Origin of the sequence: Thalassotalea euphylliae (assembly GCF_003390395.1) — a bacterium.
Taxonomy (GTDB): Bacteria; Pseudomonadota; Gammaproteobacteria; order Enterobacterales; family Alteromonadaceae; genus Thalassotalea_F; species Thalassotalea_F euphylliae_C.
Genome location: NZ_QUOV01000001.1, coordinates 4,068,610 through 4,093,712, shown reverse-complemented (window position 1 = coordinate 4,093,712; position 25,103 = coordinate 4,068,610). Strand labels below are relative to the sequence as shown.

Below are 25,103 nucleotides of genomic sequence, written 5' to 3'. Positions count from 1 at the left end.
TGCTATTCGGCTGCTTCTTCTGATTGAGCAACCACATCCGCATAGTGCTTACCTAGACGTGTTGTCATCCCTGAATGCGCTTGGCTGTTAAATTCCACCATATTAGGCGAGAAGGTTGAAACAACGGTTGAGCCCAGCTTAAAGCGGCCCATTTCGTCACCTTTTTTAAATTTAATGGCGCCAGCGCCGTCCGCTGGATACTGCCATCTAAAAATATCTTTGCCTGCAGGCGGCGTAATGGTGCCCGCCCAAGTGGTTTCGATACTCGCAACAATAGTTGCACCTACCAATACCATGGCAAGTGAGCCATGCGGGGTATCAAAAATCGTTACCACGCGCTCATTGCGAGCAAACAAGTTAGGCACATTGTTGGCCGTTAACGGGTTTACCGAAAATAGCTCGCCTGGCACATAAATCATTTCACGCAAGGTGGCATCCATTGGCATGTGAATGCGGTGGTAATCTTTTGGCGCTAAGTAGATACAGCTAAATTTACCATTTTGAAAAGGCGCTGCTGTTTTTTCATCACCACCAAGTAGCGATTGTAGGCTGTAATTAAAGCCTTTTGCTTGAATAAGCTGGCCTTGCTGAATATCACCTTGTTGGCTAATGGTGCCATCAACGGGATAACATAGTGTCATCGGGTTGTCGTCAATGGTACGTGCGTCATCTTCTAACTCGCGGGTGAAGAAGTCGTTAAAGGTGGCAAAATCTTCAGGGCGCTTTAGCTTGGCCTCTTCCATATTAATGTCATAAGCCTTAATAAAGTGCTTAATTGCCTGTGTGGTGAACCAGCCAGCTTCTGCTGCGGCAAATTTGCCGACCAAGCGTGAAATGCCGTGCTTCGGTAGCAGGTATTGAAAGGCAATTTTGATTTTGTCTATCACTGAGTCTTCCTCTTTACTTCTTATTTATTCGTTAAATTTAATGCTGTTGATGTTCGGCTAAGCTTAGTTTTTAAAACGGGTCGTTAGCGTATTGCTCGATAAACTCTCGACAATGCGCTGGAAGCTCGCCAATCGCTCTGGGTGAATCTCGCCACTTTCAACGGCGGCAATCAAGGCACAGCCGGGATCGTTAACATGCTTGCAGTCACGGAATTTGCAGGTGCCCAAATAGTCGTCAAATTCAATAAAACCATCTGCCACTTGTTCTGGACTTAAATGCCATAGGCCAAACTCGCGGATGCCAGGCGAGTCAATTAAATCGCCCCCTTGCTCAAAGTGATAAAGACGGGCAACTGTTGTCGTATGTTGACCGAGCCCCGAGTTTTCTGAGACTTGCTTTGTTAACAAGCCAAGCTCTGGCATTAACGTGTTAACCAAGGTGGATTTGCCAACACCGGACTGGCCAACAAAAATACTGGTTTCATCGACCAGCTGGGCTCTAAGTTCTTTGATGCCATCACCGGATTCACTGCTGGCATATAACACTTGGTAGCCAATCGCGCGATAAATATCGAGCTGCTCTTCAACGATTTCCGCTAACTCTTCGTCAATAAGATCCGCTTTATTCATCAAAATAACGGGCTTGATGCCGGTTTGCACACAAGCCACGATGTAGCGATCGATAATATCTGGATTAAACGCTGGCAGTACCGTGGTGACAATAATGATTTGGCTGATATTGGCGGCGACGGGTTTTAAGCCATCGTAAACATCGGGGCGGCTAAGTGCGGAGCTACGCTCATGCACAGCCTCAATCACGCCAGAGACAGTATGCTCTGATGATTTACCTTGGCGAAACATCACTTTATCGCCACAAACTAATGAATCAACGCCGCGACGTATATTGCAGCGAAAGGTATTGCCCTCGCTATTTTCAATATCAGCGTGTTGGCCAAAACGACTGATCACAACGCCTTGCTCTGGTGCGCCTAGTTCTTCATCTTGCCATTGTACTTCTTCCGCTTTATTGCGAAGCTTTTTTGCCTGATTGGCTCGAATTCGGCGCGCTTGCCCTTTGGTCAGTTTTTTTGCTTTTGCCACGTTATTTCGCTGTTATTAAAGTCATGATGTTCACATCAGCTTTTCAATACCGGTAATTGTCACGTATTATACTGACTTATCGGCTAATCAGCTAATCTTTGGGCAATCATGGCATTTATACACAAGCATTGTGATTAATGACGCCCTGTTAGCGAATTATAAAAAAGAGACTTTGATGAGCGTAAATGAAACGAATTTAGTGTGGTTGGATCTGGAGATGACGGGTCTTGAGCCTGAGCATGATGTAATTTTAGAAATTGCCACCATAGTGACTGACAGCCAGCTAAACGTATTAGCAGAAGGACCAGTGTTTGCGATCCATCAAAGTGATGATGTGCTCGATAATATGAGCGAGTGGTGTATTGAGCATCACGGCAAATCTGGTTTAACTGAACGCTGCCGAAAAAGTACTACTGATTTGGCGACAGCAAGTGCCGCAACCATTGAATTTATTAGCCAATATGTACCTAAAGGCAAATCGCCGATGTGTGGTAACAGCATTGGCCAAGATCGCCGTTTTATTAACAAGTACATGCCGGAGTTTGAAGATTACTTCCACTACCGCAATTTAGATGTCAGCACAGTAAAAGAGCTGGCACGTCGCTGGAAACCTGAAGTGTTGGATAAGGTTGAGAAAACAGGGGCGCACTTGGCACTTGATGATATTCGCGAATCTATTGAAGAGCTAAAAGTTTATAAGGCACATTTCTTTAAGCTTTAATTGCTTAACTTACCTAATTAATGCGCATCCAATCAGTGCGCGCCCAATTAATGTGTGATTAAGTAGCGCAGGAAAAGACGAAAAAGCGACTTATGCCAAAAGCTGTAGGGCATAAGTCGCTTTTTATATCTAGAGCGTGTTGACCTTTCGAGATTGAATTTTGATAGCGTCTGATTCACTAAGCGCCAGTTTCTCTAGCCCAAAGCCCTTCGCCAAGTTGCTGGTGCTGCTGCCAGTCTCCTTTTAAGAGCCATTCGACAATATGTTTAGCGACATTGGGTAATGGTTTTGCTTCATTCTGCTTGGCAACATCTAACCAGTCACCAACTTTGGTGGTGGTGATTTTATCTATTACCGTCGCATAATTTAGTTGCTCAAGTGCTAGCGCATTTGAGTGTTGTTCCATTTGGCCATTAAGTGGTTTGGTTAGTATGGGTTTTCCTAGGTGTAAGCACTCACTAATTAGTTCGAACCCGCTATTGCAAATAACGGCTTTTGCACCTGCTAAATCTTGCTTAAACGCCTGATAACTCGTTTTTCTCAGGCTAACATTGCCTTGCTCACCGTTTTCAAGCTCTGGTGAATATTGCACAAACCGATAATGTGGTAGTTGATTGAGTACAGCGCTGACTTGTTGCTGATTCTCAAATGGCAGATAGACAACGATAAGATCGCTATTGCCTGTTGCTCTTAATGTGGTATCGATGATCGGCGGCAGTACATTGTCACTGTATGGGTGCCAGTGTAAGCCAATAGCGTTAGTTACGGGCGCAAAGTTACGCATAATCCACTTAGCCATCATGGACTCGCCAGCCAGAGGCGTATTTTCGCCAAATGCATATTGATGGCCAATACCTAGAACGGGTTTGCCTTGTAATTTTCCTGCCCAAGCGGTGACAGGCTCAAAGTCGGTGATCACTAAATCATATTCTGCTAGTGATAGGGCACGGATATCACGATAAAAACCGAACAGACTGTTTTCCAAAAAGGTACTGACATAGTCAATTTTACCGTTCTTGGTAACAAAGGTGAGTCCTTTGCGGTGCATAAAGTCACCAAACACTTCCATATCAAACAGCTTTTCTCTTTCTCGACCTGAGATCAGATAGGTAACGTCGACAGCATGTTCTTTGAGGTATTTTGCTAAGATTCTTGCTCTTGAGATGTGACCATTACCTGTTCCTTGAATACTGAACAGTATTTTCATACGACTTAAATTACTCCGAGTAAAATGACCGAGCCTAACGTAGCTCCGGCTAGAATATCCGATGGAAAGTGAACGCCTAAAATAACCCGTGAAGCACCAACTGCACTGGCCCAAAAATATATGGGTAAGGCAATTAAACCAAGTTCTGAAACCACCAGCCCTGCCAGCAAAAAGGCCGCCATGGTATGGCCTGACGGAAAGCTGAACTTGTCTGATGGTTGCACTAAACAGGAAAAGTTTGGCACGATATCTGGTGGACGGCGACGCTTGAGAATATTCTTTAAAATAAAGTAAATAGGGCGCTCAATAGCAAAGGCAAAGAGTGCTAACAAAAAGAAGTTAACGCTTTGACTGCCAATGGCAATAAGAACAGGCAGCAAAACCTGCATATAGCCATCACCTGTGCGCGAAACGGCGCGAACACAGCTAATAAACTTTTGATGGTAACGCGATTTAACACACCAACGTAAGATGCGTAAATCGTATTGATACATGTCGTTTAATACCGTCATACCGCTAATCTAGATGGCTAATATGACCGTTGCTTGACAAAAATGTGTCTATTTAGTGAACAAATAATAAAAGTGGCTTAAGAAAAAAGCTTGCAGGTCTGACCAGTATCAACAACAATAAGTTTTTAATATTCATTTACGCGATAAAATGACAATAACAAGGATAACAGATGGCAAATAAATTTAGTAAAGCGGTGGCGGCAATATACAAGTTACCTGAGTTTTGTCATGGTTACTTGCTCACTAAACTATTCTGCACACAAGTAAAATATGCAGGTACTTCACGCATTAAATTGCAAAAAGTTTCTAATCAGGAAGTGGTACTGACGATTGCTAACATTAAGCGCGTCCAGAACCATATTGGCGGTGTTCACGCAATTGCTGCTTCGTTATTGGCTGAGTCAGCCACGGGTACTTTATTTGGTATGAATGTGCCAGACAGTCATTTACCTTTATTGAAATCTATGACGGTCAATTACAATCGCCGCATGCAAGGTGGGCTGACCGCTAAAGCTCAACTCAGTGAAGCGCAAATAGCAACCATTAATAGTGAAGAAAAAGGCGACATGCTGGTACCAGTGACCATTACGGATGAGTCAGGACAAGAGCCTATTGAGTGTTTAATGAATTGGGCTTGGGTACCTAAAAAGCGCAAGTAAACCATCCTTTATATACGGTAAAGAGCCTAGGCTCTTTACACGAATTCCTGCATCTTGCATGATGATGGCTAAGTGATTTTGCCTTACACTAAAACCTGCCAGCATACTGTTAATCTAATAGTGCTTCTGGGGCAGTAGTTTATGTGTGAGGCTTTATTTTTACAGCGCTAGCAAAAACTTAAACTAAAGCAAAGTAGCAGCAATGGCCGTAACAATAAGTAAGGGATGATTGGGTTTATTAACATGACTGAAATTGCGTATACGAAGCCAATCACTGCTAAAAAACTCAATTCACTTTGGTTAATTGCGTTGTTTTTTTTGCTGTTAAGCATTGCTCTAATCACAGCTTCGTTTTCTATTGTTCAACACAGCTCAGATCAACTGCGTGAGCAGCATTTACCCAATGTATATCGAACAAACGATCAATTAATCATTTCAAACCAACTGTTAGTGGCTGTCAATTCGCTAAATCGCCACAGCCCATCTCCCCAAATTGTAGAGCAGCATCAAGCATGGTTGACTGTTGCAGAGCCAGCAATGAAGTCGCTGGTAAAAAGTGGTCAAAAATTTCCAAAACTGAGCGCATTAGTTAATTATGAAAAAGCGACGCTAATTCGATTAAGTGATAGTGCCAAGCGCAATATTAAACTCACTCAATTGGCAATTGAACGAACAGACGTTGCCTTGACCATGCTTGCGAGCCAAACACCGCAACCCAACATGGCACTTAATTCTGCTTTGTTGCTATTAAAAGCATCGTTGCAAGATACTGTCGAGCAACCTTTTCCTGCGACCCAGAGCTCAATTAAGGCGCAAGTTGAACAGCTATCCCAATGGCTTTTCCTGCAAACAGAGAATCAAACGAGTAGCTCAGATGAATTGTTAACGAATGCCGTGAAATTGGTGGTCGGCATATTCACTACAGAGCATGCGTTGTTCGGCAAATGGCAGGGCCAACAGCGGCTTTATTCACTATTCCAACAGCAAATAGATGCTGCAATAGTTGAGCTTAATCGATACCAAGCGCAGCTAAGCAAACAAGCAGCATTGACGATGAAAAACATTAACGCCAGCAATAGTGTGACTGCTGCTGTGGCAGGGTATTCGGTTTCAATACCGTTAAAGCCAGAGTTGGCTGTATGGCTGATGGCAGCTGCATTGTTATTTTTCGTCATTGCTTCCTTGTTGCTTTATCGCCTCCATCGTCGTCACCACGCAAGGTTAGATCAACTGGTGAGTTTTACCACGACAGTGCTTGCTGACAACGACGGTACCTATTTACAAAGAGCGATAGAAGAAAGCAAGCACAATGCGGTAACAGAGCGGCAGCAGGAAGTGGCAAAAGCCATTACCGCAAGGCTGAATAACACCTATTCTGCACAATTTGTTGAAAGCCTGACAACTGCGCAGCAAAAGCAATGGCAACAACTAGCGCAATGCGCTGCGACTTGGCAATGGTCTTTTGAAAGTGGGCTTATCTCGTTATCAGAGCACATAGATAGTGCCGCGCTGTTTGCTTCAGAAATTGTGCCTGAACGCTCGTTATCTAAGTTTGCTTTACGCCGTTTAGTTGGTAAGCAAAATTTTCATACTCTTGCCTCGTCAGTAAGAAAGATTGAATCGCAAGAAGTAAATGAGCAAAGCCAGTTAAGTTCTGTTGAAAATGTATTGCTAGTCTTCAGCGAAGAGCTTTTTGTTGATGTCGCCATATGTAAAGAAAGCGGCAAGTGGTCAGGTACGTGCACCGATTGCTCGATAGTCTACCGTGAAATAAACCAGCTGAAAGCTCAAATAAGTGTGCAAAAGGAGTCACTGGAACAACAGCGAAGTTCGACGCTTAAAGGCTCACACAGCGATTATCAGGTATTAAGCAAAATGCTTATTCAAGGGCTACTGCAATCACAAAATAGTATGCTGAGTGAAACTCACGGTCATCCTCAGTCATCACACCTGCCATCGCACCAAACGTCACACCAGTTGCCGTACCTGCCATCATACGATAAAGCCATAAATCGTGCTTTAAAGCGGCTAAACGAATTGCAAATCATGGCACAGTTAGCCACTGAACAACGGGTAAGGATGCCTCAAGATATCAACATTTCTCAGCTAAATGCGGCAATTAATGGCAATTTAGCGCGCGAAAATGCTGCACGTAAAAATAACGTGGTGATTTGTCAAACGGCTAATGTTTGGCACAAGGTTCACCTTGATACCGGCCTTTACAGCCGCCTAATTGAAGGTTTTTGCAACTTAATGTTAGCTGGTCTTCACAAGCAAGAGTTATTGATTACGTTGAGCGTTGCCGATCAAGCAAGAGGCCAACAAACCTGGCAATTGAGTTTTTCACTACTCGACTTGGCTGGTAATAGCACTGAACACGCCAATTTTGATCAATCACCTATTGCTGAATTAATGAAAGACCTTGCTAGCGAAAACAGCCATGACACTGCGTATTGTCAGAAGCTTTTGCGTGCTCTGCACGGGCGGTTAGTGGCGATTAATCAAGGCCAAATGCAGAGCGCTGCTCCAGACCATACTATGAGCAGCAGTAAAACGATCAAGGCCGACAAGCTTGCGTTGGAATTGGTGTTAAGCTTTCCTGTTGCCATCATCGAAAATGCAACTAAACACCAAGTTGATACCAGTCTTTCTCTTACTCAAGTACTGGTATTAACTTCAAGCTTTGCTCAAAGGGAACGTATTACTCAGTACTTAACATCAGCTAAAGCTGAGTGTCGTTTGGTTGATAATATTGATACGCTTAAAGCGCAGTGTAGTGAGTTTGCAATTAAGCAAAAAGCGATTGATGCGGTAGTTGTTGGTGGCGATTTTGCAGCGCATCATCACGTAATTCAAAACTCCCTTGCCCTATTGCCTGACAAAAGGCGTCCGACATTAACCGTGATTCACAAGCAGCAAGACGATTTAGCTAAAATCGATTTGTTTTCTCTAGCGGATGCTTGGTTAACAAGAGATTCGCTTGTTCATGCTATCAGCAAAGGTCTTAAGCAAAAACAAAGCAGCAATCAGCTTGTCTCATCAAATGCGATAAGCCAGCACCAATTTACGCACACCAGTGTTGAGCTACTGTTGGCAGTAAAGCAAGTTGACCAGCATCATGCATTGCTAAGCCTGCTTCATTGGCTTGGTTTTCAAGTGACAGTGGCAGTTGATGAAACTTCAATGCTTAATCAGTGGCGTTTAGGGCGATTTTTGGTGCTTATTAATGAATTTAGTGCTTCGCCAGTTATTGAATTGCTCGCCGGCAAAGGTATTAGCCGCGGTATTTTTAGTATCAAAGGTGAACTAGGCGATCAGGATGAAACGAACACTCCAGAAGGAACTCATCAAAACGAAGGCGAAGCACCACAGCATATCAGCGCTTGGCAAGTTAATACGGTGCCTGCCGTATTTGAGCTGGAAGCATGGATACAAAGGCTGTCACCTTGGTTGGTGTCGCGCAAAGTAGCAGTAAGTCAGCATTTGTCCTTTTCAGCACTAGCTTCAACTGGCCAACTTAATGAGCTATTACCTGCTGCTTTTGATATTGACGTATATGCTAAAAATCAAGGTTCGGCTGAACTAGCTGCCTTTATGTTGGATGATTATGTTAATGAACTCATAGGCCACGCTCGTATGCTTACTGAACAATTGAAGTATGCAGATGAGCAAGCGATATTGGGGACGTTGAAAGAGGTTGGTGTGATCGCAAACATAATGTCAGCTCAAGGGTTAAGCCAATTAGCCTTGCAATTCGAACATGTGTTAAAAAATAACGCGATTGCTTCTACAAGTGGCATTATCAGTGCCAATACCAAGCGCTTGCTCGAACAAATGAAGCAAGAGGTCTTGCTGATAAAACAAAATGCAGAGGCGATATAGTAAATTGTCTATGCTTACAAAGCCTACGAATAAAATCAGTGAAAAAGCCAGTGGCGAAGCTATTGATAGCGAGGTACATAACGTGACTAATTACGAGATGGCTAGCCCTTGTGTACGTAATTGTTGTTTGAATCAGGTCGATTATTGCTTAGGGTGTAAGCGCCATCTTGATGAAATCGTTAGTTGGCGGTCTTATAGCAACGCGCAACGTCAAGCGATTATGACGCAATTAGCGGCGCGCGATATAAGTGATTCGCATAGCGCCGATCCTGCTTAGCCTGGTTAACCAGGCTAAGTCTTTGTAATACGTATTTGCCCTTGTTTGTTATGCGTCTCTGGGCAAGCCTTTTTCGATAGAGCGAATTAAGCGTTGATTTAAGCGTTGAGCTTTTTTGTCACACTCAGTGATGCTTGAATCAATAGTCACTAGTTCAACAGCAATTGCTTTCGCCTTGTTTTGCTGCTCAGCAAGTGCCCAATCAATATGCTCAATAACCATAACCGATAGTGCAGTATTACTCGCTAAATCGGCTTGCTGCTTTTTCGCCGTAAGTACTTCAACGATTTGTTCCTCATAAGGTGCATTACCAAGTGCTACCGCTAAATTGCGCAACCAGCTTTGGTAACCTATTCGTCTGATTGGGCTACCTTCCGTGCGCGCTAAGAATTCGTTCTCTTGCCAAGTGAATAGGCTTACTAATTCACTGGCATCGAGTTGCTGGCGAGGATGAAAATCGTCTTCCAGCGTAATCGAGCCGAATTTATTCCATGGGCAAATTAATTGGCAGTCGTCGCAGCCATATATACGATTTCCTAAGGCTTTGCGGAATTCGAGCGGAATAGCGCCTTGGTTTTCAATGGTTAAGTACGAAATACAGCGCTTGGCATCGACAACATATGGGGCGACTATCGCGTTTGTTGGGCATATTTTTATGCAAGCGACACAACTGCCACATTGATTTTCGGGAGCACTGTCGACTGGCAACGGCAAATTCACCAGTAGTTCGCCTAAGAAAAACCAAGAGCCAGCTTGTTGGTTGATTAACAAGCTATGCTTGCCAACCCAGCCAAGCCCAGCTTTTTCCGCTAGCGGTCGTTCTAACACTGGCGCAGAATCAACAAATGGGCGAAAGTTGAATTCACTACAATAGTCTTGAATTTTTTTACCTAATTGCTGCAAACGCTTGCGCATTAACTTGTGATAATCACGCCCTAGTGCGTATCGACTTACATAACCAAGTTTTTTGTTTTTAAGCGTTTGTGCAAATTTCGCATTTGGTGGCAGGTAGTTTAAACGGGCACTAATGACTCGAACTGTTCCAGGCTCAAGCTCTTGCGGGCGTGCGCGCATCATGCCATGACGCGCCATGTAATCCATCGAACCATGGTATTGATTGTCCAGCCAAGCCTGCAAGTATGGCTCATGGGATTTGAGATCAATATCGGCAATGCCTATTTGTGCAAAACCTAATGATTCTCCCCAAAGCTTGATTTTTTCTGCAAGATCTTGATAGTTGATAGCGGCAGTCATCAATGGCGAGTAAAAAATGGAAGTAATGAAATTGACGGCTAGTTTACCACAGCCAGTATACAGTGCGAATCAAGTACTCTCGAATGAAGCTGCGGCAGCTGACGCTAAGGGTATTCCGCTCTTTGAATTGATGAAGTCGGCAGGGCGAGCAGCTTTTGAGCTGCTCAGCCAACAGGCTGAACAAGCAAGCTCTGTGCTGATTGTGGCGGGCAAAGGCAACAATGGTGGTGATGGCTATGTGCTTGCCCGTCATTGTGCAGCGGCTGGTTTTATGGTGTCTTTATTAGTCCTTGCTGACGAAGAGAAGATCACTGGAGATGCAGCTAAAGCCTTGGCAATGCTTGATCAAGACAGTGTTAACCTCAGGTTTGAACCGGATTTGGCGAAAGCGAACAAGATGATCGCAGCATTCGAGGGAGACTGGCTAGTCGATGCCATTTTTGGCATTGGGTTAAAGGGGAAACTTACTCGCGCATGGCAGCAACTGCTGACGACGATCAATGAGCACTACAGCCAAATTATTAGTCTCGATATTCCATCAGGTCTTTGTGCGACCACAGGGCATGTCGAAAATGTGGCTGTCGCAGCCGATTTTACGGTGACTTTCATTGTTTTAAAACAAGGGTTACTGACCGGTAAAGCTGCGAATTATATTGGTGATTTATGGCTCGCAACCTTGGACGTGCAAACTGAGTTTGTGCAAACCATTCCTGCGCAGGCATTTGCTCAAGGAACATCTGGGCTGCCAGCTATTACACCAAGACGGCCAACCATTCACAAAGGCAGTATTGGTTTGGTGTTGGCAATGGGCGGAAACTTAGGAATGCCTGGTGCGATACGTATGGCCGCCGAATCATCACTTAGAACAGGTGCCTCTCTCGTCGCAGTGGCTTGTCATCAAGAAAACCAAGCGATTGTGGTTCAGGGGCGACCGGAGCTAATGCTGGCACCAAGTGAGCCAGAGCGCTTGATCTCCTCTTCTTTTGTTGAGAAAGCGAAAGTCATTTTGATCGGTCCGGGTTTGGGGCGTGATGCTTGGGCAAATCAGCTGATGCAGGCAGCACTCAAAGCCGACAAGCCAATGGTTGTCGATGCTGATGCTTTGTTCGCGATGAAATCACTGCGCGCCTTCAGCAATAATTGGGTGCTAACGCCTCACCCAGGCGAAGCGGCCTTTTTACTCGACTGTGATATTGCGACAATTGAAGCAGATCGCTTTGGTGCGGTAACGGCCATAGCGCAAAAATATGGTGGTATTTGCGTGTTGAAGGGCGCGGGTAGTTTAATTGGCGATGGCCAGAAAGTGATTGTAAACACCACGGGTAATGCGGGTATGGCATCGGGTGGCATGGGCGATGTATTATCAGGCATAATAGCGGCATTGATATTACAAACAGGCTCGATGATGGACGCAACAAGGCTTGCGGTTAGCATTCACGGTCAAGCTGCAGAACTCGTTACTCAAAACATCGGTATGCGCGGCTTGCTAGCCAGCGACTTATTTGAGCCGATAAGACAATTAGTAAACCAATATTAACTCTATGAAAAAACAATATTTCCTTGCTGATGAAGCGGCAACGGTAGGCTTAGGTACAGCATTAGCAGAGGTCGTTAAACGCGATATCCAAAAAGGTATTACCGTTTATTTAAACGGTGACTTGGGTGCTGGCAAAACAACGTTAACCAGAGGCTTTGTGCGTGGTATGGGCCACCAAGGGAATGTAAAAAGCCCGACTTACACCTTAGTTGAGCCCTATGAATTATCACCTTGGCAAGTCTATCACTTTGATCTTTATCGATTAGCTGACCCTGAAGAACTTGAGTTTATGGGGATAAGAGATTACTTTAGCGACAATAGTTGTAGTTTTATTGAGTGGCCAGAAAAAGGCCAAGGGCTGCTGGCAGGGCCAGATCTTATTATTGATTTAGCTTATCAAGCGGAACAACGTACTGTTACCTTAACGAGTCAATCTGAGCTGGGTAACCAAGTACTCAATACCTTAGCTAGTCATTATCAGGGAACTCACTTGCAAGGCACTCGTTTACAAGGTACAGACGAATAGATGATTGGGCAGCGCTCTAGCTGGATGTATGCATTGCTGCTAACCCTCTGGTTAGTGAGCTTAAATGTTCTAGCCAGTAACAAAATTAATGGTGTTCGGGTGTGGCCTGCACCGGAAAATACCCGTGTCGTTTTTGATTTGTCAAAAAAACCAGATTACAGCTATTTCAGTTTATCGGGCCCTAACCGTTTAGTTATCGACTTTAAAAATAGTGCGAATGCCGTTGAGTTAAGCAAGCTGGCAAAAAATGATAAGCGCATTTTAAAAATACGTACGAGTAAAGCTAAGCACAAAGGTGCCACTCGCGTCGTCATGGAATTAGCGCAAAGCTATCAAACTACCATTTTTCCATTAGCCCCTGCAGGCCAATACGGAAACCGTCTTGTCGTTGATTTATACGATAAAAAATCATTAGAAAAGCGCACGGTTCGTGTTGAAAGCAAGAAGAAACGCGACATTGTGATTGCCATTGTTGCTGGCCATGGTGGCGAAGATCCCGGCTCAATTGGCCCGCGGGGAACGTATGAAAAACACGTTACGCTTAACATCTCAAAAAAGTTAGCCAAACTGATTAACAGTAAAAAAGGCTTGAGCGCTAAGCTTATTCGAACTGGCGACTACTACATTAACCATAATCGTAAGACTCAGCTAGCCCGCAAATACAAAGCTGATTTACTTATTTCTATTCACGCTGACGCCTTTACTTCACCACAGCCAAGAGGCGCATCTGTGCTGGTGCAAGATCCGCGTCGCGCAAACTCTGAATTTGCCAAGTGGATTGCTAATCGCCAGAAAGAGTCTGAGCTGCTTGGCGGTGCAGGCGATACCATTAGAAAAACCAAAGACAAAAACTTAGCGCTCACGCTTGCTGATATGAAAAAAGAGCACACCATGGCAAGCAGCTATGACTTTGCTGAACAAGCGGTTAAAGAGCTGAAGAAAGTGACCAGAATGCATAAGAAGCGTCCTGAAGGCTTGAGCCTTGCCGTCTTAAAGTCTTCTGATATTCCATCGGTGCTAATTGAAACGGGCTTTATCTCTAACCCTGCGGAAGAGCGCAATTTAAATAGTGACAAACACCAGCAAAAATTGGCAAAAGCCATTTTAACAGCAGTCCATAATTACTTTATGGATGCACCCCCAGCTGACACATTATACGCGTCAACAGGCTATAAAAAGCACCGTGTTGCCAAGGGAGAATCGCTGTCGGTACTTGCGCAGCGATATAAGGTCTCTGTTGGTCAGCTAAAATCAGCAAATAATCTTAGCAGCAATACAGTACGTATTGGGCAAACCCTAAAAATTCCTCGAGCTTAACAATGGCGATTGAGATTTTACCAGCCCGCTTGGCAAACCAAATTGCCGCGGGTGAAGTGGTTGAGCGTCCGGCATCAGTAGTGAAAGAGTTAATAGAAAATAGCTTGGATGCTGGCGCGACCAAAATAGCCATCGACATCGAAAAAGGCGGGGCTAAGCTGATTCGCATTGCTGACAATGGCAAGGGTATTGCGAAAGACGAGCTGACGTTAGCTTTAAGCCGTCATGCAACCAGTAAAATTAAAGATCTTGATGACTTGGAAGCAATTGCCAGCCTTGGTTTTCGCGGTGAAGCGCTAGCGAGTATTAGCTCAGTTGCACGCTTAACCTTAACTTCAAAACCAGCAGAGCAGGAAAATGCGTGGCAAGCTTTCGCAACTGGCCGAGATATGGCTGTGACGGTGCAACCCGCCGCGCACCCCAATGGCACCACCATTGAAGTTAATGATCTATTCTTTAACACACCTGCACGCCGTAAGTTTTTGCGGACCGAAAAAACCGAGTTTACTCACATTGATGAAGTGTTGCGCCGTATCGCGCTGGCGCGTTTCGATGTGAGCTTCTCGCTCACTCACAATGGCAAAATGATTCGCCAATACCGCGCAATAAAAAACTCGGCGCAGTATGCTAAACGTGTTGGGATGATTTGTGGGCAAAAGTTTATCGAGCAAGCGGTCACTGTTGATTGCCAGCATGATGGATTGCACTTGTGGGGCTGGCTAGCGCATCCTGAGCAACATCGAAGTCAAAATGATTTATGTTACAGCTACGTCAACGGACGCATGATGCGCGATAAGCTGATTAATCACGGTATTCGCCAAGCATTTTCTGATTGGATCCCTAACGATAGTTATCCAGCATTCGTACTGTTCTTAAATTTAGATCACAAAGAAGTGGACGTGAATGTTCACCCAGCCAAACACGAAGTGCGCTTCCATCAAGGGCGCTACGTCCATGATTTTATTTACACTGTTTGCCAGCAAGCTTTACAGCAAGCGCTCTCGCAGCAAGTTCCTCTAGCTGGTGATGAAACCTTTATTCAAGAAGGTACAGAGCAAGGCTTGGCTGCACTGGCCCCTGAGCAGGGCGCAAATGCCAATGATGATTCGCGAGACTATGTTGCGCCGCTAAGACGGGCAGAGCATGTGGGTGAAGCTTCGCCGATGGGCTATAGTTCTGCTCGGTTAACAGGAAATTCGTCAGCTAGCTCATCAGGCTATCACGCCTCTCATTCATCCAATAGCGCAGATATTCGCCAAGCCGCGCAGAGTTATCAAGCATTGATGACGCCTAAAGTCGTCGAAAGCAAAGCCAATGAAAACCAAGCCGTCGAACATAAGGCAGCCGAAAACTCGCCGGGCGCTCAGCCTGTAATTGAGCATCCACAATTTTTGCATCTAGTTGATGAGCAAGTCGCCTTAATAAATCGTAAACAATCGTTGGCCGTGGTTAAACTGGCTGATGTCGCAATGGCCGTTAACCAAGTGCTGGTGGAACAACGTTGGCAGCAAGGGTTAACCAGCCAACCATTGCTGTTGCCAATTGTACTGAACATGAGTGAGCAATCGGTTAGTTGGCTGAATAGCCATATGGCATTAATCGAACAAGCGGGCATTGGCGTGCAGATTCAGGCGGGTAAAAAGGTGCAAATTCGTCAATTTCCGGCCATGTTACGCGAGCACGATGTTGCTAGTTGCATGCAAACACTAATTGAGCAAATGCTTGATTACACAAGTAGTAGTGACCCTTCAGACGCAGAGCTTAGCAATGCATTTAGACAACAATTTGCCGCTTTAATGACGCCGAAAAACTTTGATACAGCCAGTGCCAAGCAATTGTGGTTGCAAGCAGAAACCGTGCTAGGAGACCAATTAAATCAAGTATGTGACTTGAAATCCGTCGCGGTTGACCTTACTTCTGCGATATCTCAACTACACTAGAAAGATATGACAAACCTTGATAAACAACCTCCTGTTATTTGTTTAATGGGGCCTACGGCTTCTGGCAAAACGGCACTTGCAATGGCACTTTATGATGCCTTACCGTGCGAGATCATTAGTGTTGACTCGGCGCTAGTTTATCAAGGAATGGATATTGGCACCGCTAAACCAACGGCGGAAGAACAAGCACAGTACCCGCACCGCTTGATTGATATTATCGATCCGAGTGAAAGTTACTCTGCGGCTGATTTTTGTCGTGATGCGCTGCGTGAAATCGCTGATATTCGCGCACAGGGTAAAATTCCACTGCTTGTTGGTGGAACTATGATGTACTTTAAAAGTCTGATTGATGGCATATCGCCATTGCCAGAGGCATCGCCAGCAGTGCGCGCCGAAATTAATCAGCAAGCGCAAATTAACGGTTGGGAATATTTGCATGATGAGCTTAAGCAAGTCGATCCTGTTTCGGCTGAGCGTATTCATCCCAATGACCCGCAGCGATTAACGCGTGCATTAGAAGTGTTCCGTTTGACGGGAAACACTTTGACACAATTAACGGCAATAAAAGGTGATACCCTACAAGGAGATGTTTTACAATTTGCGATAGCGCCTGCAGATCGCGCAACCTTGCATCAGCGTATTGAACTGCGTTTCAATCAAATGATTGGACAAGATTTCAAGCAAGAAGTAGTTAAGCTTAAATCTCGGGGAGATTTGCACGAAGACCTACCATCAATTCGATGTGTAGGGTATCGTCAAATGTGGCAACATCTTAATGGTGAATGCGATTTCGAAGAAATGGTGTTCCGTGGCGTCTGTGCCACTAGACAGCTGGCAAAAAGACAGCTAACTTGGTTAAGGAGTTGGCCAAATTTACATCGGTTAGACATGGAAGATAGTACTAACCTACAACAAGTATTGTCGGCAGTGAGCAAACTTTAATCTTTGTATTATACTAAGCTTGTTACTGACTATTTGATTAATAAAAACTTTTTAGCTTAATTTATCTAACAATAACAAAAGGGGCCAAAGAATGGCAAAGGGGCAATCTTTACAAGACCCATTTTTAAATGCGCTTCGTCGTGATCGCATTCCTGTAGCAATTTACTTAGTTAACGGTATTAAATTACAAGGGCAAGTTGAGTCGTTTGACCAATTTGTTATCTTACTTAAAAATACCGTGAGTCAAATGGTATACAAACACGCTATTTCCACCGTAGTTCCTGCTCGCGCAGTAAATACAGCACCTCAAGGGCAGCCTGACTTTAATCAGGACAGTTAATTTCCATGATTGCATTCGGTATTGTATGGAGTTGCTCATTTGTTTGATCGCTATCAAGCAGGTGAGCAGGCAATACTTGTTCATGTAGACTTTCCCGACGAAAGCAGCAGAGAAGACCTACAAGAATTCAAAATGTTAGTCTCATCTGCTGGCGTTAATGCGCTATCAGTGGTTACTGGTAAGCGTAATTCGCCTCACCCGAAATATTTTGTTGGTAGCGGTAAAGCAGAAGAAATTGCTGATGCAGTAAACCTCTATCAAGCTAACGTAGTGCTGTTTAACCATGCACTTTCACCTTCCCAAGAAAAAAATATTGAAGCTTTATGTCAGTGTCGCGTTATTGACCGGACAACGCTTATTCTTGATATTTTCGCGCAAAGAGCCCGAACCCATGAGGGTAAGTTACAAGTTGAGCTTGCTCAACTAAAACATATCAGCACCCGCTTGATCCGCGGTTGGACTCACTTAGAGCGACAAAAAGGTGGTATTGGTTTACGTGGTCCGGGTGAGACCCAACTTGAAACGGATAGACGTTTATTGCGTGAGCGCATGAACAATATTGGTAAGCGCCTTGAAAAAGTTGAAAAACAACGTCAGCAAGGTCGTCGCTCAAGGGTCAGAGCTGAAATTCCAACACTATCCTTGGTTGGCTATACCAATGCAGGAAAGTCGACTCTGTTCAATTTGATCACTCAAGCTAATGTATACGCTGCTGATCAATTATTTGCCACGCTTGATCCGACACTTCGGAAAATTGAAATCGAAGATGTTGGCCGTGCTATTTTGGCGGATACAGTTGGTTTTATTCGCCATTTACCCCATGACTTAGTCGCTGCCTTTAAAGCAACATTAACCGAAACCAGAGAAGCTGAGCTTTTACTGCATGTTATCGATATTGCTGATGAAAGGCGCTCTGAGAACATCCATGAAGTGCAAAGTGTGCTGGATGAAATTGAAGCGGGTGATGTTCCACAGTTATTAATTTGTAACAAAATAGATAAACTAACTGACTGTCAGCCTCGTATCGACAGAGATGAAAACGGTCAGCCAATTAGGGTGTGGTTGTCAGCGCAAGCGAATATTGGCGTTGACTTGTTATTTGAAGCATTGGCAGAGCGCATGGGACGCCAAGTGGTCAAACACAGTCTCAAAATCCCCCCTACTGCAGGCAAGTTGCTCGGTGCCTTGTACCAACTTAATTGTATTTCACATGAAGATTATGACGAGCAGGGCAACTGCTTAGTCGATATAAAATTGCCAGTGCGAGAGTGGAATCGGTTGATTAAACAAGACAAAGCAAGCGTGGAACGCTTTATCGAAAGTTAACAGGCTGATATATTATTGGCTTTCTTTATAATTTTAATATCAAAGTCACATTGTTGCGGAGTGCGTCATGGCGTGGAATGAGCCGGGGAATAACGATAAAGATCCCTGGAAAAACAAAGGTGGTAACAATCAAGGACCACCGGATTTAGACGATTTATTTAAAGATTTAGGCAATAAATTCAATGGCCTGTTTGGTGGGAAATCAGGCGGCGGAGCTAGTGCTGGCGGTGCAGGTAATAATTTCTCAGGCATTGCTGTCACCTTAGCGCTAATTATTGCGTTAGTCGCTTACCTATTCACTTGTGTTTACACCATTAAAGAAGCTGAACGTGGCATTAAATTGCGTTTTGGTGAATATGTTGGTGTTGTTGAGCCAGGTTTGAGCTGGAAGTGGACCTTCATTGAAAACATCATTCCAGTGGATGTACAAACGACTCGCGACATTCGTGCAGAAGGCTTTATGCTGACGCAGGATGAAAATGTTGTACGTGTTGAAATGGAAATTCAATACCGCGTTATCAATCCTCGTGATTATGTGTTCAGCGTAACTAATGCTGACAACAGCTTGAGTGACGCGCTTGACAGTGCCCTTCGCTACGTTGTTGGCCACGCGAAAATGGATGATGTGTTAACCAGTGGTCGTGAAGTAGTGCGCCAGAAAGTGCGTGAAGAACTTGACGGTATTATCGAGTCATACAACTTAGGTTTACTGGTGGTTGACGTTAACTTTAAAGATGCACGTCCACCAGAAGAAGTCAAAGAAGCATTTGATGATGCTATTGCGGCTCAAGCCGACGAAGAACGTTTTATTCAAGAAGCTGAAGCTTATGCGCGTAGTATCGAACCACGAGCACGTGGTCGTGTAAACCGTATGGAGCAAGAGGCACTTGCGTATAAAGAACAAACCGTGCTTGAAGCAGAAGGTGCCGTCGCTCGTTTTGAGAAAATTTTACCTGAATATCAGGCTGCGCCAGACGTGACTCGTCAGCGTATGTACTTGGCAAGCATGGAAAAAGTATACGGCAATACCAGCAAGGTAATGGTTGATGTTGAAGGTGGTAATAACATGATGTACCTACCACTGGACAAAATCATGCAGCAGCAAGCCGCACCAACACGTATCGTTCCGTCATCAGTGAGCAGTGTACCTGCTAGTACGGGCAAAAACTCGTCACCAACTAGCAACACTGGTCGCAATGACCGATTCAACAGTGGGAGAAACTAAGCAATGAAAAACTTTATTGTGACAGCAATTGCACTACTGTTTATTTTGGTTGTATCGTCAGTGTTCGTAGTGCCTGAAGGCCAACGTGGCATTGTTTTCCAATTCTCAAAAATTAAGCGAGACGCTGCTACAGGCGAAATGCGTATTTACGAGCCAGGTTTGCACTTCAAAATTCCATTAATTGAAAATGTAAAACGCTTAGATGCTCGTATTCAAACGCTAGATGAAGCGCCAGATCGCTTTGTTACTGCTGAGAAAAAAGATTTGATGGTCGATTCATACGTGAAATGGCGTATTGTTGACTTTTCAAGATTTTACTTACGTACTTCGGGTAGCTTTGATCAAGCCTCCATCTTATTGAAGCAGAAAGTAAACAACGGCCTGCGTACTGAGTTTGGTACTCGCACTATTCAAGAAATTGTTTCGGGTGACCGTGACGGTTTGATGGCGAAAGCGCGTGAGAGTGCTGAGAGTAGCCGTGATGACTTAGGTATTGAAGTTATTGACGTACGTGTAAAAGCGATTAACTTACCAAATGAGGTGAGTAACTCAATCTTTGAACGTATGCGTGCTGAACGTAACGCGGTAGCTAAAGAACACCGTTCGAAAGGCCAAGAGCAGTCAGAAATCATTCGTGCAGAAATTGATGCAAAAGTCACCGTAATGTTGGCTGATGCGCAGAAGAATGCTCAGCAAATTCGCGGTGATGGCGATGCGACTGCAGCAAAAGTTTATGCTAATGCATACAGTAAAGACGCCGAGTTTTATTCATTTTTCCGTAGTTTAGAAGCATACGAGAACAGCTTTAACAACAAAAGCGATATCATGGTTGTTAAACCTGACAGTGACTTCTTCAATTACCTGAAAAACGGTAAACAAGGTAAATAACTTAAGGTTAAAAACTGGGGTTTAAGCCTTGGGTTAAAACTTTGTGTTAAGTGAGTTACTTAATTTGCCTAAAAGGCCACATATTTTGTGGCCTTTTTTATTGCTTGTCGCTTATTACATCAAGAGCTTTGCTATCATCTGAATAGGGGCTTGCATACTGCAAGCTATTCTTGCTTTAACCTAATTTATGCGCAAAAGGATTTGTTTATATGAGTAGTAGAATAATGGACAGTAATAAAAGCACTGGCTTTACACTGATTGAGCTTATTGTTGTTATCGTTATTCTTGGCATCATTGCCGTAACGGCAATACCTCGATTTATTGATCTAACGGATGATGCAAATTTAGCGGTGATTCGTACGCTTGCAGCTAACTTTGAAAAAGCGGTGGACGATGCTCATTTGCGCTGGCAAATATCTGGTGAACCTGGGCGCATTCAAAATATGCCAGATTTTGGTGATGGCACTTTGGATATGAGCACTAATGGCTGGCCCATTGGGATTAACAAAGGAAATGCCAATGATAATATCGGCCGAGGTAATGCAGGATGCCATTCGCTGTGGAATTATCTATTAATTGATGGTCCGCGAGCTGATGCTGATACCTCTGAAGACTTTCAAAGTTTTCGTCATAGTGGCAATACATCTTGCTCTTTCGTCTACCGAGCGAATGGCGATACGGCTGGAAGAACCACAGCTCAGCTCGGTGTGTTATACAACTCGCTTAACGGTCAGGTCAGCGCTTGCGGGTCACAAACTTCTACTTCATGTTGAGTTTATATGATTTTTCTCAACTAATTGATTGAGTTGATTAATCGCAAAATTAGCTTAGGTATCGTACGTGTTGAGCGGCAAACCTTTCCGTTTTATGCTGTAAAATTAACCAATAAAACTTGGACTCAATTTTGATCTCTGGTAGAATCGCCGCCTAATTTTCTTACCAACATGTAATCATGGGAAAAAACGTTGTAGTTCTGGGCACCCAATGGGGTGACGAGGGTAAGGGTAAAGTTGTTGACTTACTCACAGACAAAGCAAAGTACGTAGTACGTTATCAAGGCGGCCACAATGCAGGCCATACACTAGTAATCAATGGTGAAAAAACCGTTCTTCATCTTATTCCATCTGGCGTTTTACGTGACAATGTAAAATGTTTGATTGGTAACGGTGTTGTGCTGTGTCCAAAAGCCCTGATGGCTGAAATCACCATGTTAGAAGAGCGCGGCGTACCAGTGCGTGAACGCTTACTTATCTCTGACGCATGTCCATTAATTCTGCCGTACCATAATGCACTTGATGCAGCACGTGAAAAAGCACGTGGTAGCAAAGCAATTGGTACAACAGGTCGCGGTATTGGCCCTGCATACGAAGACAAAGTAGCGCGTCGTGGTTTACGTGTTGGCGATTTATTCTGTGCTGATTCTTTTGCTGCAAAATTAAAAGAAATCGTTGAGTACCATAACTTCGCATTAGTGAACTACTACAAAGCTGAGCCAGTTAGCTATGAAGAAGTGCTAGCAGACGCAATGGCTGTTGCTGATGTTATTAAAGGTATGGTTGCTGACATTGCAGAGCTTCTTGATCAAGCACGCAAAAACGGTGAGTCAATCATGTTTGAAGGTGCTCAAGGTACCTTACTTGATATTGACCACGGTACTTACCCATACGTAACGTCTTCAAATACCACTGTTGGTGGTGTTGCGACAGGTTGTGGTTTTGGTCCGCGTTACCTAGATTACGTATTAGGCATTACCAAGGCTTACACTACGCGTGTAGGTTCAGGTCCATTCCCAACAGAATTAAACGATGAGATCGGCAACCATTTAGGTACCGTAGGCCACGAGTTTGGTGCTACTACAGGTCGTGAGCGTCGTTGTGGTTGGTTTGATGCAGTAGCTATGCACCGTGCCGTGCAAATTAACAGTATTTCAGGCTTCTGTTTGACTAAGCTTGATGTACTAGATGGCTTAAAAGAGTTAAAAATCTGTACTGGCTACAAAACAGCTAATGGTGATGTGATTACTGTACCGCCAACAGCAGCAGAAGGTTATGAGCAAATTACACCTGTTTATGAATCTATGCCAGGTTGGGATGAATCAACGGTAGGTGCAACGTCTTTTGATGAGCTACCAGCAAACGCTGTTGCTTATATCAAACGTTTAGAAGAAGTGACGGGTGTTCCAATTGATATCGTATCAACAGGCCCAGATCGTAACGAAACGATGATTTTGGTTAATCCATTCGACGAGTAATTCGTTGTCTTAAGTTTTGTTGTATAACAGTTTTAAAAACCAGCCTTATAGCTGGTTTTTTTGTGCCTGTGAATAGTGCCTGCGAAAAATGGTTTTTCGCTAACGCCTTAGCTCCTAACTTTAACCTCTCTATAAAAAGCGCACTTGGCAGTTATCCATTGCTAAGGCCGATTCAATCCGCCATTAACGGTATAGTAATCTTTGAACCGTGCATAGATTCAAGCTATGTCAAAATTTGTACAAAAAAATGAAGTTTTCTTTGCAATTTTAGCGCATTATCGAGATTTTAAGTCAAAATCCGAGTAGGCGTAGCATCATTAAATATATGACTTGTAGCAAGTTTCTTTGAAAAAATAGCCTTGTCAGCATCATCTTAATTCAAATACCATATAAACTATAATAATAATAAACATAATAAGTATCTGATTTACAAATACAGTTATATCCATCAAGTTAACACCATGTTCATGCAAAGGAACGACGATGACAGATTTAAAACAGCAGGCATTGGATTATCATGCGCTGCCAAATCCGGGCAAGATCAGTATTGCCCTGACAACTCCCGCAGAAACCAGTAAAGATCTGGCATTAGCCTATAGCCCAGGGGTCGCAGAACCCGTGCGAGCAATCGCTGAAGATCCAAACAACGTTTATAAATACACAGCGAAAGGTAATACCGTAGCGGTAATTTCAAATGGAACGGCTATTTTAGGGCTAGGTGATTTGGGGCCGATGGCATCAAAACCTGTAATGGAAGGCAAAGCATTACTTTTTAAACGCTTTGCTGACATTGATTCGTTTGATATTGAAGTCAAACACCATACGGTTGAAGAATTTGTTAACACTGTCGCCAATATTGCAGACTCATTCGGTGGCATAAATTTAGAAGATATCAAAGCGCCTGAGTGTTTTGAAATTGAACGTGCGTTGGTCGAGCGTTGTCGTATTCCTGTTTTTCACGATGATCAACATGGTACTGCGATCGTTACTGCTGCCGGTATGCTTAACGCTCTTGATATTCAAGGCAAAGAAATTCAAGCGGCGAATATTGTGTGTATGGGCGCAGGTGCAGCGGCAATCGCTTGTATGGAGCTATTAATCAAATGTGGCGCGCAGCGTGAAAAAATCTACATGTTAGATCGCAAGGGTGTGATTCATACTCGTCGTGACGATTTAAATGAGTACAAAAAGCTTTTCGCTAACAACACCGACAAGCGTACATTGGAAGATGCTATCAAAGGCGCTGATGTTTTTGTCGGCGTATCTGGGCCTGATCTACTGTCGGCTGACCATTTAGCCTTGATGGCACCTAACCCTGTCGTCTTTGCCTGTTCAAACCCAGATCCGGAAATTAAGCCAGAATTGGCTATGGCAACGCGTGATGATGTCATCATTGCCACTGGGCGTTCCGATTACCCGAACCAAGTGAACAATGTACTTTGTTTCCCGTTTATTTTCCGTGGTGCATTAGACGTGCGTGCAAAAGCCATTAACGATGAAATGAAGGTTGCTGCGGTACATGCTATTCGCCAATTGGCGAAAGAAGAAGTGCCAGCTGAAGTGCTTAAAGCAAGCGGTGATAAGAGCTTAACTTTTGGTCGCGATTATATTATTCCTAAACCTATGGATAGTCGCCTGAAAGCAAGAGTTGCTAAAGCGGTTGCCGAAGCGGCTGTTGAATCTGGTGTGGCGGCATTGCCACTGCCTGAGAACTATATGGTAAGTTAAGATGACAAGCTAAGATGGCTAATTTAGTAATGAATTAGCGATTGCAATAATTGCATTAAAAAAGGCGCATTTTGCGCCTTTTGATTCGAATTTATGTGCAGCGTTTTTCGAGCGATTTACTCTTCGTCATCTGCTTCGAATTCAGAAAAGTCAGTAATACCTTGTGCAATCAAGGCTTCACGAACGGCTTCTGGTAATCGGTGCTCATTATCCTTGGCCAGATCGTTATCGTTAGGCAAGGGTTGACCAGTGAAAGCGTGTAAGAAAGCTTCACATAGCAGTTCACTATTGGTGGCGTGACGTAAGTTGTTAACTTGGCGTCTAGTGCGCTCGTCAGTTAGTACTTTGAGTACCCGAAGTGGGATAGAAACGGTGATTTTCTTAACTTGTTCGCTTTTTTTTCCATGCTCTGCGTAAGGATTAATATATTCGCCATTCCAATCAGCCATTTAAGTACCTCATACATTGTTATTAGTTGGGTGATGGTCAGCGTTTTGTAATGCGCTGTAATGTCTTTTTGATGCAACCCAGATATTAACGTTAAATTGTACTAGGTGGCATATTTCAGTCAACCTATATGTGT

General features: G+C 44.0%; 22 protein-coding genes. 16 read left to right on the top strand and 6 right to left on the bottom strand.

The features are described 5' to 3' along the window. Window positions 1–2 precede the first annotated feature (2 nt). Together asd and rsgA are read right to left on the bottom strand one after the other, a co-directional pair. Window positions 3–887 carry an archaetidylserine decarboxylase gene (gene asd, locus DXX92_RS17925; RefSeq protein WP_220347672.1) on the bottom strand — a complete coding sequence of 295 codons (885 nt, stop codon included), beginning with the start codon at window positions 885–887 and terminating at the stop codon, window positions 3–5. 63 nt (window positions 888–950) lie between these two features. Beyond that, complete coding sequence (gene rsgA / locus DXX92_RS17920) at window positions 951–1,988, bottom strand: small ribosomal subunit biogenesis GTPase RsgA (protein ID WP_116002035.1); 1,038 nt, start codon at window positions 1,986–1,988, stop codon at window positions 951–953. 175 nt (window positions 1,989–2,163) lie between these two features. On the opposite strand from rsgA, the gene orn reads away from it, so the two are divergent. Next, window positions 2,164–2,709 carry an oligoribonuclease gene (gene orn, locus DXX92_RS17915; RefSeq protein ID WP_116002034.1) on the top strand — a complete coding sequence of 182 codons (546 nt, stop codon included), beginning with the start codon at window positions 2,164–2,166 and terminating at the stop codon, window positions 2,707–2,709. A 178-nt stretch (window positions 2,710–2,887) separates the two neighbouring features. On the opposite strand, the gene DXX92_RS17910 is transcribed toward orn, so the two are convergent. Beyond that, window positions 2,888–3,916 carry an MJ1255/VC2487 family glycosyltransferase gene (locus tag DXX92_RS17910; protein ID WP_116002033.1) on the bottom strand — a complete coding sequence of 343 codons (1,029 nt, stop codon included), beginning with the start codon at window positions 3,914–3,916 and terminating at the stop codon, window positions 2,888–2,890. A gap of 5 nt (window positions 3,917–3,921) precedes the next feature. After that, a complete protein-coding gene (locus DXX92_RS17905; RefSeq protein WP_116002032.1) occupies window positions 3,922–4,428 on the bottom strand; it encodes a phosphatase PAP2 family protein in 507 nt (168 codons plus the stop codon). A 170-nt stretch (window positions 4,429–4,598) separates the two neighbouring features. On the opposite strand from DXX92_RS17905, the gene DXX92_RS17900 reads away from it, so the two are divergent. The 3 genes from DXX92_RS17900 (at window position 4,599) to DXX92_RS17890 (ending at window position 9,246) form a co-directional block, all read left to right on the top strand. Further along, window positions 4,599–5,087: a DUF4442 domain-containing protein gene (locus tag DXX92_RS17900; RefSeq protein WP_116002031.1), complete on the top strand. Its 489-nt coding sequence runs from the start codon at window positions 4,599–4,601 to the stop codon at window positions 5,085–5,087. Window positions 5,088–5,330: 243 nt separating this feature from the next. Then, window positions 5,331–8,969 carry a hypothetical protein gene (locus tag DXX92_RS17895; RefSeq protein ID WP_147301987.1) on the top strand — a complete coding sequence of 1,213 codons (3,639 nt, stop codon included), beginning with the start codon at window positions 5,331–5,333 and terminating at the stop codon, window positions 8,967–8,969. Window positions 8,970–9,066: 97 nt separating this feature from the next. Beyond that, on the top strand, window positions 9,067–9,246 hold the full coding sequence (locus tag DXX92_RS17890; protein ID WP_116002509.1) for a DUF1289 domain-containing protein: 180 nt from the start codon (window positions 9,067–9,069) through the stop codon (window positions 9,244–9,246). Window positions 9,247–9,294: 48 nt separating this feature from the next. Here the strand turns inward: DXX92_RS17890 and queG are convergent, their stop codons facing one another. Beyond that, entirely contained in the window at window positions 9,295–10,503 is a 1,209-nt protein-coding gene (queG, locus tag DXX92_RS17885) for a tRNA epoxyqueuosine(34) reductase QueG (RefSeq protein WP_428977350.1), read from the bottom strand. Window positions 10,504–10,516: 13 nt separating this feature from the next. Here queG and DXX92_RS17880 point away from each other — a divergent pair, with 13 nt between their 5' ends. From DXX92_RS17880 to DXX92_RS17825, 12 genes are all read left to right on the top strand, one after another. Then, window positions 10,517–12,037, top strand: coding sequence for an NAD(P)H-hydrate dehydratase (locus tag DXX92_RS17880; protein ID WP_116002028.1), 1,521 nt, complete (start codon window positions 10,517–10,519; stop codon window positions 12,035–12,037). A gap of 4 nt (window positions 12,038–12,041) precedes the next feature. Next, complete coding sequence (gene tsaE, locus DXX92_RS17875) at window positions 12,042–12,563, top strand: tRNA (adenosine(37)-N6)-threonylcarbamoyltransferase complex ATPase subunit type 1 TsaE (protein ID WP_116002027.1); 522 nt, start codon at window positions 12,042–12,044, stop codon at window positions 12,561–12,563. After that, on the top strand, window positions 12,564–13,880 hold the full coding sequence (locus tag DXX92_RS17870) for an N-acetylmuramoyl-L-alanine amidase (RefSeq protein WP_116002026.1): 1,317 nt from the start codon (window positions 12,564–12,566) through the stop codon (window positions 13,878–13,880). A 2-nt stretch (window positions 13,881–13,882) separates the two neighbouring features. After that, window positions 13,883–15,820: a DNA mismatch repair endonuclease MutL gene (gene mutL / locus DXX92_RS17865; protein WP_116002025.1), complete on the top strand. Its 1,938-nt coding sequence runs from the start codon at window positions 13,883–13,885 to the stop codon at window positions 15,818–15,820. Window positions 15,821–15,826: 6 nt separating this feature from the next. Then, window positions 15,827–16,762: a tRNA (adenosine(37)-N6)-dimethylallyltransferase MiaA gene (miaA, locus tag DXX92_RS17860; protein ID WP_116002024.1), complete on the top strand. Its 936-nt coding sequence runs from the start codon at window positions 15,827–15,829 to the stop codon at window positions 16,760–16,762. Window positions 16,763–16,853: 91 nt separating this feature from the next. Then, window positions 16,854–17,102, top strand: coding sequence for an RNA chaperone Hfq (gene hfq, locus DXX92_RS17855; protein WP_116002023.1), 249 nt, complete (start codon window positions 16,854–16,856; stop codon window positions 17,100–17,102). A 39-nt stretch (window positions 17,103–17,141) separates the two neighbouring features. Next, a complete protein-coding gene (gene hflX, locus DXX92_RS17850) occupies window positions 17,142–18,428 on the top strand; it encodes a ribosome rescue GTPase HflX (RefSeq protein WP_116002022.1) in 1,287 nt (428 codons plus the stop codon). Window positions 18,429–18,495: 67 nt separating this feature from the next. After that, window positions 18,496–19,653, top strand: coding sequence for an FtsH protease activity modulator HflK (hflK, locus tag DXX92_RS17845; protein WP_116002021.1), 1,158 nt, complete (start codon window positions 18,496–18,498; stop codon window positions 19,651–19,653). Between the two features lie 3 nt (window positions 19,654–19,656). Beyond that, complete coding sequence (hflC, locus tag DXX92_RS17840) at window positions 19,657–20,541, top strand: protease modulator HflC (protein WP_116002020.1); 885 nt, start codon at window positions 19,657–19,659, stop codon at window positions 20,539–20,541. A 209-nt stretch (window positions 20,542–20,750) separates the two neighbouring features. Beyond that, window positions 20,751–21,314, top strand: a complete 564-nt coding sequence (locus DXX92_RS19370; protein WP_116002019.1) for a prepilin-type N-terminal cleavage/methylation domain-containing protein — start codon at window positions 20,751–20,753, stop codon at window positions 21,312–21,314. Between the two features lie 179 nt (window positions 21,315–21,493). Next, the gene (locus tag DXX92_RS17830; RefSeq protein WP_116002018.1) at window positions 21,494–22,792 is read left to right on the top strand and encodes an adenylosuccinate synthase; all 1,299 of its coding nucleotides are present in this window, start codon (window positions 21,494–21,496) and stop codon (window positions 22,790–22,792) included. A 483-nt stretch (window positions 22,793–23,275) separates the two neighbouring features. Further along, window positions 23,276–24,520: a malic enzyme-like NAD(P)-binding protein gene (locus DXX92_RS17825; protein WP_116002017.1), complete on the top strand. Its 1,245-nt coding sequence runs from the start codon at window positions 23,276–23,278 to the stop codon at window positions 24,518–24,520. 116 nt (window positions 24,521–24,636) lie between these two features. Here DXX92_RS17825 and metJ read toward each other — a convergent pair whose 3' ends face one another. Continuing rightward, window positions 24,637–24,969: a met regulon transcriptional regulator MetJ gene (gene metJ / locus DXX92_RS17820; RefSeq protein WP_116002016.1), complete on the bottom strand. Its 333-nt coding sequence runs from the start codon at window positions 24,967–24,969 to the stop codon at window positions 24,637–24,639. Window positions 24,970–25,103 lie beyond the last annotated feature (134 nt).

Bases quoted from the DNA above. Each gene is read 5' to 3' on its own strand.
- miaA (WP_116002024.1), top strand. From the start codon at position 15,827: ATGACAAACCTTGATAAACAACCTCCTGTTATTTGTTTAATGGGGCCT.
- DXX92_RS17870 (WP_116002026.1), top strand. From the start codon at position 12,564: ATGATTGGGCAGCGCTCTAGCTGGATGTATGCATTGCTGCTAACCCTC.
- metJ (WP_116002016.1), bottom strand. From the start codon at position 24,969: ATGGCTGATTGGAATGGCGAATATATTAATCCTTACGCAGAGCATGGA.
- tsaE (WP_116002027.1), top strand. From the start codon at position 12,042: ATGAAAAAACAATATTTCCTTGCTGATGAAGCGGCAACGGTAGGCTTA.
- hflC (WP_116002020.1), top strand. From the start codon at position 19,657: ATGAAAAACTTTATTGTGACAGCAATTGCACTACTGTTTATTTTGGTT.
- DXX92_RS17825 (WP_116002017.1), top strand. From the start codon at position 23,276: ATGACAGATTTAAAACAGCAGGCATTGGATTATCATGCGCTGCCAAAT.
- DXX92_RS19370 (WP_116002019.1), top strand. From the start codon at position 20,751: ATGAGTAGTAGAATAATGGACAGTAATAAAAGCACTGGCTTTACACTG.
- DXX92_RS17900 (WP_116002031.1), top strand. From the start codon at position 4,599: ATGGCAAATAAATTTAGTAAAGCGGTGGCGGCAATATACAAGTTACCT.
- DXX92_RS17890 (WP_116002509.1), top strand. From the start codon at position 9,067: ATGGCTAGCCCTTGTGTACGTAATTGTTGTTTGAATCAGGTCGATTAT.
- DXX92_RS17905 (WP_116002032.1), bottom strand. From the start codon at position 4,428: ATGACGGTATTAAACGACATGTATCAATACGATTTACGCATCTTACGT.
- DXX92_RS17895 (WP_147301987.1), top strand. From the start codon at position 5,331: ATGACTGAAATTGCGTATACGAAGCCAATCACTGCTAAAAAACTCAAT.
- DXX92_RS17830 (WP_116002018.1), top strand. From the start codon at position 21,494: ATGGGAAAAAACGTTGTAGTTCTGGGCACCCAATGGGGTGACGAGGGT.
- hfq (WP_116002023.1), top strand. From the start codon at position 16,854: ATGGCAAAGGGGCAATCTTTACAAGACCCATTTTTAAATGCGCTTCGT.
- mutL (WP_116002025.1), top strand. From the start codon at position 13,883: ATGGCGATTGAGATTTTACCAGCCCGCTTGGCAAACCAAATTGCCGCG.
- orn (WP_116002034.1), top strand. From the start codon at position 2,164: ATGAGCGTAAATGAAACGAATTTAGTGTGGTTGGATCTGGAGATGACG.
- DXX92_RS17910 (WP_116002033.1), bottom strand. From the start codon at position 3,916: ATGAAAATACTGTTCAGTATTCAAGGAACAGGTAATGGTCACATCTCA.
- hflK (WP_116002021.1), top strand. From the start codon at position 18,496: ATGGCGTGGAATGAGCCGGGGAATAACGATAAAGATCCCTGGAAAAAC.
- DXX92_RS17880 (WP_116002028.1), top strand. From the start codon at position 10,517: ATGGAAGTAATGAAATTGACGGCTAGTTTACCACAGCCAGTATACAGT.